We start from the raw sequence: 17,448 nt of genomic DNA, 5'->3' as shown, positions 1-17,448 counted from the left end.
TTAAGGTCATAGACCCGTTTATTGATTTTCCAAATATGACATTTTAGATGCATTTTAAAACAAACTTAATCAAAAGGCCTGAGACCTTATTTCACTTCCTGCATCAGTTTTCTTACCATTGGAGCAAATACAAGCACTACTACAGCTACTATAATTGCATACAGAGCCAATTGTCCGTATCCGCTTGTATAAGAATCCAGTTTTTCCAATAATGAAGCATTTTCATTCGGATTAGAAATTCCAGCTCCGATCAACCCTGCCAGATATTGTCCGTAGGCACTTGCCAAAAACCAAAGTCCCATCATCATACCCGAAAGATGTTTTGGTGAAAGACTTGTTATCATAGACAATCCTATCGGCGACAAACAAAGTTCCGATATTGTCATAACAAAATAAGCTCCGGTAAACACATTCAAAGATGTCATACCATTACCATCAGCAAATAATTTTGTAGAAAAGAATATATAATATGATAAAGCCAATAAAACGAAACTAATACCGAATTTAACAACTGTATTAGGTTCCAAACGTCTCTTATCGAGCCAGACCCATAACAATCCGAGTAATGGACTGAACAAGATCACAAAAAGAGCGTTAGCTCCATTATTTACAATATTAGGATCGACATGAAAGAAAAGAAGTTTATCGTGTAGATTATTTTTAGCAAACAAGGCTAAAGATCCTCCTGCTTGTTCAAATAATGCGAAAAATATAATAGATAAAAGGATCAGGATAAAAGCTGCAGTAAGCTTCTTACGTTCGGCACTCGAAGCTATTTTCGAAAACTGATAACCAAAATAAATAACAGCTAAAGGTCCGACTGTATACATGAAATAATCAGTATAATCGGTATTCTGGATCATTATATATATTAAAGGAATAGTAAGAATAGCGATGATATATACAAATATTTCTTTTTTCAATCTCACTTTTGGCAAAGCCTCTTTCAGAGGACTATCACCAATGGGTCCAAGATATTTTTTAGTGAAAGTAAAGGTTACCAAGCCTAAAAACATAACGATAGCAGCAGCCAAAAAGGCCAAACTCCATGAGTGATCTTTACCTAGCCAGACACAGATTGCTCCTCCCAGAAAAGCTCCGACATTAATACCCGCGTAAAACATACTGAAACCAGCTTCTTTTCGAGAGTCTCCGTCCTTGTAAAGAAAACCGACCATAGATGATATATTCGGCTTAAAGAAACCAGTACCTATAACAGATAAAGTGATACCTATGTAAAAGAAATCGTGTGGAGCTATTGCAATTAATGAATTACCAAGTATCATCATCAATGCACCAAAAGTCAACGATTTTTTAAATCCGAGAATTTTATCGGCAAAGATACCACCCAGAAAAGTAAAGGCATAAACAAAAGCTTGTATTGCCCCATATTTGAGGTTAGCTTCTTTTTCGTGAAGGAATAGCTGATCGACCATAAAAATAGTCAGAATTCCACGCATTCCGTAGAAACAAAACCGTTCCCACATTTCGACCGTAAACAGATACCACAACTGTTTGGGATACTTTCCTTCAAAATTTTGAATCTGATCCAAGGTCAATGCTGCACTTTTTGCAGACACACCTCCATCTTTAGGAGCTGACTCCGAAGAGTTTTGCTCAGGCTCTGACGTCTTCATTATTATACTTATCTATACTAAGGTCACAGACCTATTTATTAACTAACCCAACATAACAGCAAGAGTTTGTTTTAATCAAAAACAGAAACGTTTAACTCCGGCTGATACATGAGTGACAAAAATAAAAAAAATAATTGAGTTTGCTCTCCTTTTGTCAATCTTTATCAAAATAAAAGATATTAAGTTCTCAGCCTATTTTATTTACCTATCAAGCATAAAAGCAGCTACTTCTCACCATTTCAAAACATACCACTAAATTTTAAACTGGAATTAAATCAAAAAAGCACTCAATTTTACACTTTTAACCATTTAAAGCCTATTTTTTTTACAAAAAGTATTATATATTTAAAGTCAAAGACCTATTTATTCATATATAAACACAAATACACTAACAAGTAGACAAAAGCAAAAACATCATTTTTACCTGTCTGTTATTTGTGCAACAATATCAATTATTTAGAGTCTTATTATTTATGAAAAGATTAAAATAATAAGAAATAAAACAGACATAAGACAATTATTTGATATTTAAGAGTGAGGATATCCTTCAAAACGCTATATTTATATTTAGTTTACAAGGCAGATTAACTCATCTCATATGCTTGTAAAATATGGTGGTATCATAGCATACATCTATTGAATATGGATAATAAATATGACTACAACTTTTATGGCATCATTTTTGTTTATAGTCTGTGGATATAAAAATAGCAACATTATAAGTTGAATTTGTATATCAAAAAATGGAAACATCAAATAAAAGGTATAAAAGATTATGGAAAATAACTTTTCGCAAAGAGTCCGCAAGATCATGAGCTACAGCCGTGAAGAAGCAGGACGTCTTCAGAACTCATATCTGGGACCTGAACATTTGATGCTCGGTATTCTTAGAAATGGGGAAGGATTGGCCGTACAGGCATTGAATGACTTCGGGATAGACCTGAATGATCTGAAGCTGGATGTAGACAGTCGCATTATCAGCCAACAAGATATGCCTCTCAATTCAGATAACAAAGAGGTAGTTTTAACTAAAAGCACTGAAAAAATATTAAGATTGAGCATATTAGAAGCTCGTTTAACTAAAAGTAAAGAAACCGATTCGGAACATCTGTTACTGGCGATATTAAAAGATAGTGACAACATTGCCGCACAGACTTTAGAATCGAGAAACCTTAATTACGCAGGAGCATTTATGTATATCAAAAATTCAACAGAAGAAGAAATAGATAAAGATTTGTCACCTAAAATGGGGGCAGATTTTACCGACGACGAGGATGATGACTCTCTGGACAATGCTGCGCCATACCAGAATGTCAATACCCAGCAGTCTCGTCAAGCTTCAGACACACCTGTACTCGACAACTTCGGTACGGATATGACAAAGGCTGCGCAAGAAAATAAGTTAGACCCGATAGTAGGTCGCGAGAAAGAAATAGAACGATTGGCACAGATACTTAGCCGCCGCAAGAAAAATAATCCGATATTGATCGGTGAACCTGGCGTTGGTAAATCGGCTATCGTTGAAGGACTGGCTTTGCGAATTATACAAAAGAAAGTATCGAGAGTTCTTTTCGACAAGAGGGTTATTTCTCTGGATATGGCATCGGTTGTAGCCGGAACCAAGTACAGAGGACAATTCGAGGAACGTATCAAAGCGATTCTGAATGAGTTGTCTAAAAATCCGAATATCATCTTGTTTATAGATGAAATTCATACAATTGTCGGAGCTGGAGGAGCAACAGGTTCTCTAGATGCCGCTAATATGTTGAAACCGGCATTGGCCAGAGGTGAAATACAGTGCATTGGAGCAACCACTTTGGATGAGTACCGTAAAAATATCGAAAAAGACGGCGCACTCGAAAGACGTTTCCAAAAAGTATTGGTAGAACCTACTACAGCCGAAGAAACTCTTCAGATATTAAAGAACATCAAAGAACGTTACGAAGAGCATCACAATGTAAAATATACTGATGCCGCTCTTGAGGCTTGTGTAAAACTGACCGACAGATATATTACCGACCGTAACTTCCCGGATAAGGCTATTGACGCCTTGGATGAAGCCGGTTCTAGAATGCACTTGTCTAACATACACGTTCCGCCCATCATCGAAGAATTAGAGAATTCTTTAAAAGAAATAGTAGACCAGAAGACGAATGCAGTAAAAGCTCAAAAATACGAACTGGCAGCAAGTTTCAGAGATAAACAACGTCAGCTATTGCTTCAACTCGAACAGGAAGAAACTAACTGGGAACAACAGCTTAAAGAAAAACCACAGACCGTAGATGAAGAAAAAGTAGCGGAGGTTATTTCTATGATGTCCGGAATTCCGGTACAAAGTATTGCTGAAGCCGAAGGTTTAAAACTTCTGGGCATGGGTGACACCCTGAAAAAAGCTGTTGTAGGACAAGACAATGCTATTGATAAAATAGTCAAGGCAATACGACGCAACCGTGTCGGACTGAAAGATCCGAATAAACCGATAGGAACATTTATGTTCTTAGGCCCTACCGGAGTCGGAAAAACCCACCTAGCTAAAAAGATAGCCGAACAGTTGTTCGACTCTCCGGATGCACTTATCCGTATCGATATGAGTGAGTACATGGAAAAATTCACTGTATCCCGTTTAGTCGGAGCGCCTCCCGGATATGTAGGTTATGAAGAAGGTGGTTTGATGACTGAAAAAGTTCGTCGCAGACCTTATTCTGTAGTGTTGCTTGATGAGATCGAAAAAGCCCATCCCGATGTATTTAACCTGCTTTTGCAAGTGTTGGACGAAGGACATTTAACCGATAGTTTGGGACATAAGATAGATTTCAAGAATACTATTCTGATTATGACATCCAACGTAGGAACACGTCAGCTGAAAGACTTCGGTAAGGGAGTTGGATTCAGTGCTGGAAATGCAATTGACAATATCAATAATGAATATTCAAGAGGTATAATTCAGAAAGCCCTAAACAAGACATTTTCACCAGAGTTTCTGAACCGTATTGATGACATTGTCACATTCGACCAATTGAGCAGAGAGTCTATTAATAAGATCATCGATATCGATATGTCTGACTTCAACAACCGGATCAAAGAGCTTGGTTACACATTAGTTCTGACAGATGAAGCTAAAGGTTTCATTGCAGACAAAGGATATGATATCCAATTTGGAGCCAGACCTTTGAAAAGAGCTATACAAACATATCTGGAAGATGAGATTGCAGAGTTGATATTGACAGGTAATCTGAAAGAAGGTGATATAATAGAAGCAACTCTTGACAAGGAAACTAATAAGATCAAGGTTGTACAGAAATCTCCTGTTAACGCAGAATAATTATAGAAATATGAATAAGAAAAAGGTTGCAAGTTATATTCTTGCAACCTTTTTTATCATTATCCTTCATCCGAATCAAAGTCCCATTCATCAAAAAATGAATCGTCTATAAATTCATCAAGGTCTCGTCTTTCTTTTTTGGTAGGACGTCCCAAACCTCTGCCACGATCGACAAAACCGCTTGCTTTACTAACTTCAAGTATAGCATACTCCGAAGCCGGGGTGACATCTTTCATAAATTCGGGGACTAACTTGGCTCCCATTCTTTTATCAGCCAAAGCCAAAACTTCGAACGAATATGTTATAGGAGGCTTCCGGACCTGTATTACCTCTCCGACTTTAATATTTCGGGATGGTTTTATAGTTGTTCCGGATATAGCTATACGTCCTTTTTTACAAGCCTCTACAGCAATTGTCCTAGTCTTAAAAAGTCTGACTGCCCATAGCCACTTATCTATACGAACCTCATTTTTTCCTTCTTTCATAACAATAGATCTGTAAAAGAAAGTATTTTATTGATATACTTAGAGTTTATAACAGCTTTTAGCTATTTTTATTTACTAAAGCAATAAATAGAGACCTTAGCAGGTCAATTCACCTATTTGTTATTATACTGATTCATTGTATTCTGCAAGCCTGCAAGACAGAAACTTTTTATTATTTCGTCTGCAGTTTCGAGTCTCTCGGGAAGAGCCTTTTCTTCTTCATCCGAAAATTCGCCTAATACATAATCTATCTGACGCCCCTTTGAAAACTCACTGCCAATACCAAAACGCAGACGCGAATAAACTTGTGTACCCAATACAGATTGAATATTCTTCAATCCATTATGTCCGGCATCACTCCCCTTTCCTTTCAGACGAAGGGAACCAAAAGGTAAAGCCAAATCATCAACTACAACCAGCAAATTCTCAACCGGAATTTTTTCTTCTTTCAGCCAGTACCTTACAGCATTTCCACTTAGATTCATATAGGTCGATGGCTTCAATAGTATCAAAGTTTTGCCTTTTACTTTCAGCTCAGCAACTTCACCATAACGTCTATCCGTGAAAACAATATTGGACGCTTTAGCTAAAGCGTCCAATACTCTGAATCCTATATTGTGGCGGGTATGTTGGTACTCTGCACCAATGTTGCCCAAACCGGCAATTAAGTACTTCATCAATTTTCTTATTATTTACCGCCCTTAGCAGCAAGACCTCTTGCAGCACGAGTCAATTGAACACGACATACAACAGCATTTTTAGCATTCAATAATTCAAGTCCATCGAAGCTTAGTTCTCCAACCTGAATAGATTTTCCTAATGCTAAATGCTCGATATTGATATGAAGTTTTTCAGGTACGGCATTATACAATGCTTTAACTTTCAACTTACGAGTATCTAATGACAATTTACCCCCGGCTTTCACACCTTCAGCAAGACCGTCAAGCACAACAGGTACTTCTATTACGATTGGTTTATCTTCGAATACATGAAGGAAGTCTAAATGAAGAACTTCATCTGTTACCGGATGAAATTGAATGTCTTTCAATATAGCTTTGTAAGCTTTTCCATCAAGGCTTAAATCTACCAAGAAAATTTCTGGAGTGTAGATCAATTTACGCACATCCGATGCCGCAACACCAAAAGATATAGCTTCTGTTGATTTTTCACCACCATAAATTACTGAAGGGATAATTCCTTCTTTACGAACAGCTTTTGTAGCCTTTTTTCCTAAATCTGATCTTAAAGATCCTTTTAATTCAAATGTTTTCATTTTCTAATTTTAAATGTGTTACTCAAAATTAAGGACTATTCCTTATTTCCCATCACACGGGCTTGCCGGAAAAGCGACTGCAAAGATAGTCTATTATTTAGAATATACAATCGGGTATAGTTGAATAGTTTACTTATTCATTTCTCTCAGCCTGATTTTAGTTAAGGCTTGTTTGGTATTTAATGGGAAATCTGCGTCCATCATCCAGGCATAAAAGCTCGGTTCAACACGTAGAACTTCCGACACAGGCTTTCCTTTATGTTTACCAAAATTGAAAACTTCGATTCCGTTCTCATTTCGGATAATACGTCCTGCCAAATCGACATTATCATTAAAGAACGAATATTCTTCTGCCAATTTTGCCATATCATTCGGCAAATCATCATACTTATCGAGCTGAGCCTTCAGAACTTCAAAAGTTGCTAAAGTATCTGCTTCAGCGGAGTGTGCGTCTTCCAAATTTTTATCGCAATAAAAACGATATGCAGCTTCTAATGTACGTTGTTCCTTTTTATGAAAGATAATCTGTACATCTATCAGCTTTTTCTTTGAAAAGTCGACATCAAGACCAACTCTCAAAAATTCTTCTGCCAATAAAGGTATATCAAATCGACTGGAATTAAAACCTGCTAAATCACATCCTTCGATTTGGTCTGCCAATGATTTTGCAACCTGACGAAAAGTCGGAGCATCCTTTACATCTTCATCTGTAATACCATGTATTGCTGTCGATTCCGCAGGGATGGGCATTTCAGGATTGATCCGTTTTGTCTTTATGTCTTGCTTTCCATTCGGGAAAACCTTCAAGACCGAAATTTCGACGATCCTGTCATGAGTAATGTTAGTTCCGGTTGTTTCCAGATCAAAAAAAACGATCGGATTCTTTAGATTTAATTCCATTATTATAAGCCTTTAAAAAGCATTATCATCTCCGAAGCCGGAAATGATAATGCTTTAGATATTTTGTGTTAGTAACTTCTTTTAATCGTTTAGCATCATAGGCATAAGAAGCATCAGCAAATCTTCACCCTCCTCTTTTTCAATTGGAAATATAAGTCCTGCTCTTGAGGGATCTGACAATTCCAATGAAACTTCCGCTGCCGGAATATTGTTTAATATCTCAATCAGAAAGTTTGATTTAAAACCGATATTCATTGCAGTGCCTTCATATTGACAAGGAATTGTTTCTTCGGCTGCTGTCGAAAAATCAATATCCTGAGCCGATACCAACATCTGATTGTCTGATAACTGCAAACGCACCAGACTGCTTGCAGGATTAGAAAATACCGAAACTCTCTTCAATGCATTCAGAAATGAAAGACGGTCTACTACTACTTTATTGGGATTGTCTTTCGGAATTACCGAATTATAATTAGGATAGCGTCCTTCTATAAAACGGCAAGTCATAGTATAGCTCGACAGAGTTATATAAGCATTATTTTCGTCAAATTTGATATTTACCTCTTCATTTTCCTTGGGAAGCAAACTCTTCAATAAGTTCGCAGGTTTCTTGGGCAGGATAAAAGAAGCTCTTTCAGAACCTTTTACCGACAAAGTTTTACTTCGAACCAACTTATGCCCATCAGAAGCAACGAATGTAAGATCTTCGGTTGTGATATCAAAATAGATACCATTCATTACAGGTCTTAACTCATCATCAGCACTGGCAAACAATGTACGGTTGATAGCAGTACACAGCAACTGAGGATCAATTGTCAGACTGATAGCTGTTTCTTTCAATTCTTTAGGCTGTGGATATTCTTCTCCGCTTTGACCTATAAAATTATATTTTCCATTATGGAAATAAATAAATATCTCGAGATTATCGTCATTGATCTCGAATGTCAATGGCTGATCGGGCAGTTCTTTTAACGGATCTAAAAGATTACGGGCATTGATAGCCAGTTTTCCGGAACCTTCAACTTCACCGACTTCGAGCGAGGTTACAAGACGTGTTTCTGTATCTGCAGCTGTAAGCGTCAGTTTAGAGTCGTTCAGTTCTAATAAGAAACAATCTAATATAGGCAATGTGTTTTTTGAATTGATTACTTTGCTTATTGACTGCAAATGACTTAGTAAAGCAGTACTAGATACAACAAATCTCATATATTTAGTTTTATTAAGTTACAATAAAATCAGATTAATTTAAACAAAAGTAACGATATTTTTTTTTATCCCCAAATGCAATAAATTCTCATTGACATTGATGTGGAAAACTTTTATATTTAGCTATAAAAGTGTACTATAGTTATTCTAGATCTGCACTTATTCCGGTATCATTCAACTCGCTCTTATCATTTATCATACGGATGATTTTTGTTCTGAAAAAATCGTCCTTTTCAGGAAAATCAATATGATTGTTCTTCAAGCATTCATTTATTTCTTTCACAACGACGAAAGCATTCAGATACAAATGATCTCTGATTGCCTGATCATATAACTTTTCGTATATAGTATGTTCTCTTAACCGAGCAACCTTATCAGGATTCCGCAAGGCCGGATCCGTAAAGAGCCAGTTATACATGAAACACAATTTACCGGAATAAGAATCAGTCAAAATATCGGTCTCGTCGGATGCCAGTTTTTCGAGATGCGCTTTTATGACCTGATATTCTCCATCTTGCAAATTATGCATCCAATATAAATAATTTGAATTAGGATTGTCATGCTGACTATAAAGCAATACCTGTAATGGAGTAATCTCTATTATATAACGTCCGCCTATAGCCGCACTTTCCCACGAAACCTCCAATGCATAGATAATTCCATCCTGCTCATCATCCCTCAGAATATAAGGATATACTAAGATTTCGTAATTTCCGGACAAAGCATCATCTGGTATAACATTTACCTGATGTCTCTTATTCCAGACACTTTCTAATACTCTTGGAATATTTCTTACCTCCTGAGACAAAATATCTGGTGTAAGAAATACTAACATAAATAGCACCCCTAATAATTTATTTCTCATAAACAGATTAAATCAATGATATCTCAACTGCCACTCTATACGTCCTATAATTTTCATATCCCCATCTACACCCGGCGTATAACCATATTCATCATAAGATACTGTTTTTGTTTTCGGATCAAAAGCAAAGTTATCCATTCTCAGACTTAGTACTTCATTAAACATATTACGAGAAGGGAATAACTCATTTGTTTTTACTAATACGTTTCCATCTTTACGATATACACGTATCATTCCTCCAGAATCTTCTTCTGTTTGTAACTCGTCTTCTTCGTTATACAAAAATGTCACCACTGCATAATATTTCTTACCTTGCTCATCTAAGGTATAAATATCTCTGACCCATTCTTTCGTTCTATATATGGCACGCCCTTCGTTTATCTCTGCGATCTTGAGCCAGTAAGCATTTTTATCCTCCCCTTGATATTGAATATATATACAATCTTCATCACTCTGAACAGCAAAAGATTCGCTTACCTTTGTACATTCAGGCATAGCCAATTCATATGATTTAATATCATTAAACTGTTTTATTTTCATTCGGGTCGATAAGCTATCCAGATGATTAAAGAAAGTCCGCGGATCTGATAAAGCCGATTCAAACTCAAGCCTAAACTCTAATGAATCTGAGATATCACATCCTCGATCATATAAAACAGTAAGTTTCTGATCTATCTCTGAAATCTTTTTTTGATTGTCATCACAACCAATAAGCAAACATATGAAAATCAATAGTATCAATACATACCATTCTCTAATATACATAATAATAAAAGTGTTGTTCATTATTATGGCAAAAATAGAACAAATAAAGGAAATCCCATACGGAATTTCCTTTATCATTAAAAATTTCAGGTCTTAGACCTTTTCGCTATTTAGTCTAATCAAATAGCTTTTATTTCTTTTAGTACGCTGTTTGTTTTATGTACAGCTGCAGCAGAAGCTTCGAATTTTTCTTTTTCGTCTGCTGTTAGTTTCAGATCGATAATTTTTTCCCATCCACCTTTACCAAGTACAACAGGTACACCTATACAGATATCACTTTGACCATATTCACCGTCTAAAGCAACACAACATGGAATTACCTTTTTCTGATCATGCAGAATAGCTTCCACAACCGACGCACCGGCTGCTCCTGGTGCATACCATGCAGATGTACCTAACAAGCCTGTCAAGGTAGCACCACCAACCATAGTATCCGCAACCACTTTATCCAAGGCTTCTTTTGATAGTAATTCCGATACAGGAATTCCTTTATATGTAGCTAAACGTGTGACCGGAATCATAGTAGTATCACCATGACCTCCGATAACCATACCTTCAACTTCGGTAGGATTAACGCCTAGCGCTTCACTCAAATAATATTTAAAACGAGAACTATCCAAAGCACCACCCATACCTACTACTTTATGTTTAGGAAGACCCGTAACTTTAGATGCAAGATATGTCATAGTATCCATCGGATTAGAGATGATTACCAGAACTGCATTAGGCGAATATTTCAATATATTTTCGGCAACGCTTTTCACGATTCCGGCATTTACCCCGATCAGTTCTTCACGAGTCATACCTGGTTTACGAGGAATACCTGAAGTGATAACTACCACATCCGAATTAGCTGTAGCCGCATAATCGTTAGTTACACCTTTTATTTTTGAACTAAACTCCAATAATTGAGCAGTTTGGTTCATATCCATTGCTTTTCCTTCTGCAACACCTTCTTTAACATCAAGCATTACAACTTCGTCTGCAATTTTTTTAAAGGCCAAAACATTAGCACAAGTTGCACCTACATTTCCGGCTCCTACGACTGTTACTTTAGACATGGTTTCTTATTTTAGTATTTATATTAATATTATTATGTTCATTTTTTTTACGAGAGTATCCTTATTTTCGTTATAAATAAGTTCTATTACTCTATAGAGAAACAAAATTAGCTTGTTATTTGTAATATATGAAGATTTTGGACATTTAATTTTTTACTTTTTATTAAAAATAATGAAAGATAGATGAGAGACCTTTTTATTTCTCCGACAAGCACAACTGGTACAGTCTGTTATCTTCTTTAAATACATCAATTTAAGTATAAAGTATCATAAAGTATTTAACAACATATATATTATCTGTCGAAAACATAATATATTTGTACTAAAATAAAGTAGAAGCAAGTATTTAACGTCCTACTTTCAGACACAACAAATAGTTGCAGGCTTACTTAATAAGCCAACCAAAAGATCTGAAAGCTTAAACGAACAGAACGATATTAATAAATGGGTCTGAGACCTAAAAAGCCTAATTAGCAGTAAACGAAATTATGGAACAAAAAGCAAGCACATCTTCCAAAAAGAATCAAATATTAATAGCAATAATCGTGGCGTTACTGGTCGCGATGGGTATTGCTGCGTATTTTATCTTTAACCAAAAATCTCAATTAGAAGAAATGCAGCAGGTAAACGAGATATCAAAACAGCAGCTCGAAGATGAATATGCCAGTATTGACACACAATACGAAGGGTTCAAGATATCAATCAAAAATGATTCTCTTTTACAACAATTAAGCAATGAGCAAGCTAAGGTTCAGCGTTTAAGAGAAGAATTGAGAACTGTAAAAGCAACGGACAAAGCTGAAATAAGCCGTTTAACCAACGAATTGGCAAGTCTCAGAAAAATACTGAAATCTTATATTGCCCAGATTGATTCTCTAAATAGAGCTAACGAAAAATTAACGAAAGAGAAAGAAGAAATTACTAATAAGTATCAGGAAACAACCCGTACTTTAAATCAGGTATCTCAGGAAAAAGCTAATCTAAACGAAAAAGTGACTCGTGCAGCCAAACTAGATGCCACCGCCATTAGTGTACGGGCAACAAATCTAAAAGGTAAAGATCAGAAAAAGATAAAGAAAGTAGAACAACTGATTGTCTCATTTACAGTAACCAAAAATATTACAGCCGAACCCGGGGAAAGAACTATTTATGTGCGTATAATGAAACCCGATGACGATGTATTAGTAAAGAATAGAGCGAATACATTCCCTTACGAAAACGGAAACATTCAGTATTCTATAAAACGTGTAATAGAATACGGTGGAGAAGAGGTAAATGTTTCTCTTTTCTGGAAAGTAGAAGAATTCTTAATGCCCGGAACATACCGTGTTGATATCTTTGCAGATGGAAACCGTATCGGGTCTAAGTCATTCTCATTAGAAAAATAAGATCATAGCCCGTTTGATAAACGACTGAAAATAAAGGACAAATCATGATCATCGAAAGCCTAAGATATGTAAGATACGAAGGTAAACCATACGAATGGGGTATCGAAGACAAGAATGGCAACCCGGCAGACTTCCAAAATATCAACTTGTTTGTGGGAAAGAATGCTGTTGGCAAAAGCCGTACATTGGCGGTAATCTGCGATATAGCAAGACTACTATCGGAACGTAAAAAAATCACACAGATTAAGTACCCAAATGTAAAGTACCAGATAACCCTCAAAGAAGACTCCACAAGATACGAATATACTATTACTATTGAAGATTTTACCATAACCAGTGAAATTCTCTCAGTAAACGGAATAGAGAAGATAAACAGGGAAAAGAACAGTATATTTTCGGAAAAAGCAAAAGGTAATATTCCGCTTGATTTATCAGACAACGAATTCATTACATCGCTGCACGCAAACCAAGAAGATTTCCCCTACATAGCAGAAATTTATGAGTGGAGTAATGCTCTCCGTTATTATACATTCACTAATCAGATAGAAAAAAACACGTTATTGGTTTCAGAGGATGAATTCGACAACCTGCTATTAGCTAAAGGACTTGACCCTGATAATATAATCTCTTTATTCTCAAAAGGAAAACAAGATTTTGGAGCCGGTTTTATTCAGGCGATAATCGCCGACATGAATCAGATAGGGTACTCCATCAGCGAGGTAGATCTTCTAAAGAACAAAAAAGGAATCGGCATATCCGTACAGGAAGAAGAACTGCCAACCCCTACCCTGCAAGTCGATATGTCTCAAGGGATGTTCCGTGCACTGTCTTTTATCATACAACTCAACTACTCATTAATGAGCAAAATGTCGGTATGTCTGCTTATTGACGATCTTGGTGAAGGATTGGACTTTGCACGCTCCAAATCACTTATCGACATACTGATTCATAAAATAAATAACTCATACCTCCAGATATTCATAACTACCAACGATCGGTACATAATGAATAAGATACCCCTTAAATACTGGACAATTATAGAACGTTTACCTAAATATTCGTTATTCTACAATTACGTCAATTCGAAGGATATTTTTGATGATTATAAATATACCGGATTGAACAACTTCGATTTCCTTGCTACAGATTTTTACTTGCACGGATTCGAAAACCAAGAAGAAGAATAGTCTCAAGCAACTCACATGAAAAAGATTGCATTCTTTGTCGAAGGACAAACCGAACAAATCTTTGTCAATAGGCTTGTAAAAGAGATTATTGGCAGCGGTAATGTTACCATTATACAAAAGAAAATATCAGGAGGAACTAATGCTCCGAAACGGGAGTTTGTGAGGAATTACAGTATTTCACGCAAGCCCACATACACAGTCCTCATATACGATTGTGGCTCGGACAACCGCGTAAAATCCGAAATACTCGATAATATATACAGTCTTCGGGAAAGCGGTTACAACTACATTGTAGGACTTCGGGATTTATACCCATTGCCGATAGAAGAGTTGCCCCGACTCGAAAAAGGTTTAAAATTTTTGCCATACGCATTAAGAAACCTGAATAGCCCCTTTGATATAGTTGTCGCAGTAAGAGAAGTTGAAACATGGTTTCTTGCCGAAACCAGCCACTTTATGAAAATAGATAAAAGACTTACAGGTCGCTTTATAGAGCATCACTTAGGATTCGATCCTTATACTGTAGATCCAGTATCCAGAGAACATCCATCGGAAGATCTAAATCGTATATACAAATTAGTAGGTAAATCGTATACTAAAAAACAATGGCAGGTAGAAAAAATGGTAAACAGACTCGATTTCAACAAACTTCGGCATGATGTAAGAAAAAAACTACCATCTTTGGACACTCTTATTCAGGCTATAGAATCGGTAAAAAAGATAAAATCACCTGCACAATAACTTTACTCCCCATACACATACATCATTCGACTTATATATAAAAAAGCAGACTAAATTTACATTCAGTCTGCTTTATATGATTAAGATCAAATAGATTAAGCTTCTGCTTCCGTCTTAGGAAGAACAGATACAAATGATCTTTCGTTTTTCATTCTGCGGAAAACTACTACTCCATCAACTAATGCATATAGAGTATGGTCTTTACCGATACCCACATTTTCACCTGGATGATGAGCTGTTCCTCTTTGACGAACGATAATATTTCCAGCTTTTACTGTTTCACCACCAAATGCTTTAACGCCTAATCGTTTACTTTCCGATTCACGGCCGTTCTTCGAGCTACCTACACCTTTCTTGTGTGCCATTTTCTTCTAAATTTTAACTGATTAAGCAATAATATCTTTAACTGTAACTTCAGTAAATTGTTGACGGTGACCGTTCAATTTACGATGTCCTTTTCTTCTTTTTTTGTGAAAAACTAAAACTTTTTCGCCTTTCACATCATCTCCGACTGTAAGTACAACTTTAGCACCACTTACATAAGGAGCACCAACTGTTACAGCTCCACTGTTGTCAACCAATAATACTTTTTCTACTTCGAAATCAGATCCGTTGTCTCCAGCTACTTTATGCACGAACAACTTTTGACCTTTTTCTACTTTAAATTGTTGTCCTTGAATTTCTACAATTGCGTACATTTGCAATATAAATTTATACAAGTTATGTGCCTGAGGCGAATCACTTTATGCAATTACTTGTCAGCCTATTAGCAATCAGGGTGCAAAAATAAGAAAAAATTCAGAACCGAACAAACTATTCTTTTGAATTTTAGGGAAAACATATCAAATTAATTACTGTCTTCTTGTTAGAAGAATCCTCCCCATACAGAAAAGAAAAGGTTACAAAAGTTACAGAGAAACTGCACTTTTCTGAATGATACCTTTTTTTCTTGCGAAACCCCTAAAAAAACATTGTCCACTTATCAAAAAAACGCTCTTTAACAAGAAAAGTCTGTGACTTCAGAGAACATTTTACTTATAGATAAAAAAAACAAAAAGGCCTGAGACCTTAAAATAAAAAGTCGATGAAAATGCGTACTTAATTTTTTTCTATTACTTTTGCACACAATATCAATCATTGTGCAATTTCATAATTTATGGCAATTACCAAAACCAGAAATATGCTTATTGACGTTGCCCGCCAACTTTTTGCAAAGCTTGGTGTGGAAAACACAACTATGAACGATATAGCAGTAGCTTCTCATAAAGGTAGACGTACATTATATACCTATTTCAACAATAAAAACGAGGTATATAAAGCCGTTGTTGAGACCGAACTCGACAATATGGTGAAGGCGTTGCAAGATGTTGCGGCAAAAGACCTTCCTGCTGATGAAAAGCTCATGCTATTCTTCTACACCCGTTTAGATGCAGTAAAAAAAGTTGTTGCCCGAAACGGTAATCTCCGTGCCGACTTTTTCAGAGATATATGGCGCGTACAAAATGTAAGAAAGACATTCGACCGAAAAGAAACCCAGATACTTAAAGAAATACTCCAAAAAGGAGTCGACGAAGGTTCTTTATCCATGCCTGATGTAGATTTTACGGCCGAAATATTACATAATGCCTTAAGAGGCTTGGAAGTACCCTACATACGGGGACTTATAAATCCGATTGACTCCGATAATAAGAGAAGATATCTGAACATATCACACCTTATATTTGAAGGCATAAAAAAGAAAAAAGATTGATCAATAAAGTAATTAATAATTAATTTAATAACCTATTATGAAATTATTAGAAGGTAAGACAGCCATTATAACAGGTGCTGCCAGAGGTATTGGAAAAGCTATCGCATTAAAATATGCTCAGGAAGGAGCAAATATCGCATTCACTGACCTAGCTGTGGATGACAACGCAAAACAAACAGAAAAAGAAATCGAAGCTTTAGGAGTTAAAGCGAAAGCGTATGCATCCAATGCCGCTAATTTTGAGGATACACACAAAGTCGTTGACGAAATTGTAAAAGACTTCGGACGTGTGGATATTCTTGTAAACAATGCAGGTATTACCCGTGATGGTCTTATGATGCGTATGAGCGAACAACAATGGGACATGGTTATCAATGTGAACCTGAAATCAGCGTTTAACTTTATCCATGCCTTGACTCCTGTTATGATGAAACAAAAATCAGGAAGCATCATCAACATGAGTTCTGTTGTTGGACTTTCTGGTAATGCAGGACAAACAAATTACTCGGCATCTAAAGCAGGTATGATTGGTCTTGCTAAATCAATCGCTAAAGAACTAGGATCTCGTGGTATCCGTGCAAATGCTATCTGCCCGGGATTTATCATCACTGAAATGACTGGTGCGCTTTCTGACGAAGTAAAGGCAAAATGGGCTGAACAAATACCTCTTCGTCGAGGAGGTACACCCGAAGATGTTGCAAATGTAGCAGTATTCTTAGGTTCAGACCTATCTTCATATGTTAGCGGACAAGCTATTCCTGTTTGCGGTGGAATGAATATGTAAAAGGGAAACCTATTTATTATATAAAATACAAATAAATAAAGGCATAAAGTTTATCTTTGTGTCTTTATTTTTTATTTATAGTTT

At 36.2% G+C, this 17,448-nt stretch carries 17 protein-coding genes; 6 read left to right on the top strand and 11 right to left on the bottom strand.

Annotated elements, in window-relative coordinates; translation table 11 throughout:
- Window positions 1-86: 86 nt before the first annotated feature.
- The gene (locus K322_RS0100445) at window positions 87-1,637 is read right to left on the bottom strand and encodes a peptide MFS transporter (RefSeq protein ID WP_084158480.1); all 1,551 of its coding nucleotides are present in this window, start codon (window positions 1,635-1,637) and stop codon (window positions 87-89) included.
- A 775-nt stretch (window positions 1,638-2,412) separates the two neighbouring features.
- On the opposite strand from K322_RS0100445, the gene K322_RS0100435 reads away from it, so the two are divergent.
- Window positions 2,413-4,959, top strand: coding sequence for an ATP-dependent Clp protease ATP-binding subunit (locus K322_RS0100435; protein WP_026625076.1), 2,547 nt, complete (start codon window positions 2,413-2,415; stop codon window positions 4,957-4,959).
- 59 nt (window positions 4,960-5,018) lie between these two features.
- Here the strand turns inward: K322_RS0100435 and K322_RS0100430 are convergent, their stop codons facing one another.
- The 8 genes from K322_RS0100430 to mdh all read right to left on the bottom strand — a co-directional run bounded on the left by K322_RS0100430 (window position 5,019) and on the right by mdh (window position 11,514).
- Window positions 5,019-5,444: an RNA-binding S4 domain-containing protein gene (locus K322_RS0100430; RefSeq protein WP_026625075.1), complete on the bottom strand. Its 426-nt coding sequence runs from the start codon at window positions 5,442-5,444 to the stop codon at window positions 5,019-5,021.
- A 113-nt stretch (window positions 5,445-5,557) separates the two neighbouring features.
- On the bottom strand, window positions 5,558-6,121 hold the full coding sequence (gene pth, locus K322_RS0100425; RefSeq protein WP_026625074.1) for an aminoacyl-tRNA hydrolase: 564 nt from the start codon (window positions 6,119-6,121) through the stop codon (window positions 5,558-5,560).
- A gap of 11 nt (window positions 6,122-6,132) precedes the next feature.
- The gene (locus K322_RS0100420; RefSeq protein ID WP_026625073.1) at window positions 6,133-6,717 is read right to left on the bottom strand and encodes a 50S ribosomal protein L25/general stress protein Ctc; all 585 of its coding nucleotides are present in this window, start codon (window positions 6,715-6,717) and stop codon (window positions 6,133-6,135) included.
- 129 nt (window positions 6,718-6,846) lie between these two features.
- Window positions 6,847-7,617, bottom strand: a complete 771-nt coding sequence (locus tag K322_RS0100415) for a 3'-5' exonuclease (protein WP_026625072.1) — start codon at window positions 7,615-7,617, stop codon at window positions 6,847-6,849.
- 81 nt (window positions 7,618-7,698) lie between these two features.
- Window positions 7,699-8,823, bottom strand: a complete 1,125-nt coding sequence (gene dnaN / locus K322_RS0100410; protein ID WP_026625071.1) for a DNA polymerase III subunit beta — start codon at window positions 8,821-8,823, stop codon at window positions 7,699-7,701.
- Window positions 8,824-8,965: 142 nt separating this feature from the next.
- The gene (locus tag K322_RS0100405; protein WP_157279356.1) at window positions 8,966-9,688 is read right to left on the bottom strand and encodes a hypothetical protein; all 723 of its coding nucleotides are present in this window, start codon (window positions 9,686-9,688) and stop codon (window positions 8,966-8,968) included.
- Window positions 9,689-9,700: 12 nt separating this feature from the next.
- The gene (locus K322_RS0100400) at window positions 9,701-10,453 is read right to left on the bottom strand and encodes a hypothetical protein (protein ID WP_035330975.1); all 753 of its coding nucleotides are present in this window, start codon (window positions 10,451-10,453) and stop codon (window positions 9,701-9,703) included.
- A gap of 119 nt (window positions 10,454-10,572) precedes the next feature.
- Complete coding sequence (gene mdh / locus K322_RS0100395) at window positions 10,573-11,514, bottom strand: malate dehydrogenase (RefSeq protein ID WP_026625068.1); 942 nt, start codon at window positions 11,512-11,514, stop codon at window positions 10,573-10,575.
- 488 nt (window positions 11,515-12,002) lie between these two features.
- Between mdh and K322_RS0100390 the strand changes: the two genes are divergently transcribed.
- From K322_RS0100390 to K322_RS0100380, 3 genes are read left to right on the top strand one after another with little or no spacing between them, the layout of a single operon-like run.
- Window positions 12,003-12,902, top strand: coding sequence for an AAA family ATPase (locus K322_RS0100390; RefSeq protein ID WP_035330972.1), 900 nt, complete (start codon window positions 12,003-12,005; stop codon window positions 12,900-12,902).
- A gap of 44 nt (window positions 12,903-12,946) precedes the next feature.
- A complete protein-coding gene (locus K322_RS0100385) occupies window positions 12,947-14,089 on the top strand; it encodes an AAA family ATPase (protein ID WP_026625066.1) in 1,143 nt (380 codons plus the stop codon).
- Window positions 14,090-14,104: 15 nt separating this feature from the next.
- Complete coding sequence (locus tag K322_RS0100380) at window positions 14,105-14,830, top strand: DUF4276 family protein (protein WP_026625065.1); 726 nt, start codon at window positions 14,105-14,107, stop codon at window positions 14,828-14,830.
- 95 nt (window positions 14,831-14,925) lie between these two features.
- On the opposite strand, the gene rpmA is transcribed toward K322_RS0100380, so the two are convergent.
- Together rpmA and rplU are read right to left on the bottom strand one after the other, a co-directional pair.
- Complete coding sequence (gene rpmA, locus K322_RS0100375; RefSeq protein ID WP_026625064.1) at window positions 14,926-15,195, bottom strand: 50S ribosomal protein L27; 270 nt, start codon at window positions 15,193-15,195, stop codon at window positions 14,926-14,928.
- Between the two features lie 21 nt (window positions 15,196-15,216).
- Window positions 15,217-15,528 carry a 50S ribosomal protein L21 gene (rplU, locus tag K322_RS0100370; protein WP_026625063.1) on the bottom strand — a complete coding sequence of 104 codons (312 nt, stop codon included), beginning with the start codon at window positions 15,526-15,528 and terminating at the stop codon, window positions 15,217-15,219.
- A gap of 458 nt (window positions 15,529-15,986) precedes the next feature.
- On the opposite strand from rplU, the gene K322_RS0100365 reads away from it, so the two are divergent.
- Entirely contained in the window at window positions 15,987-16,580 is a 594-nt protein-coding gene (locus tag K322_RS0100365) for a TetR/AcrR family transcriptional regulator (RefSeq protein WP_026625062.1), read from the top strand.
- A gap of 37 nt (window positions 16,581-16,617) precedes the next feature.
- Window positions 16,618-17,364: a 3-oxoacyl-[acyl-carrier-protein] reductase gene (fabG, locus tag K322_RS0100360; protein ID WP_026625061.1), complete on the top strand. Its 747-nt coding sequence runs from the start codon at window positions 16,618-16,620 to the stop codon at window positions 17,362-17,364.
- Window positions 17,365-17,448 lie beyond the last annotated feature (84 nt).

Source organism: Indolivaga capnocytophagoides DSM 22835 (genome assembly GCF_000426485.1).
GTDB lineage: Bacteria > Bacteroidota > Bacteroidia > Bacteroidales > Dysgonomonadaceae > Dysgonomonas_A > Dysgonomonas_A capnocytophagoides.
The sequence above is the reverse complement of the archived record's forward strand: the minus strand, read 5'-3'. Positions and strand labels throughout refer to the sequence as shown.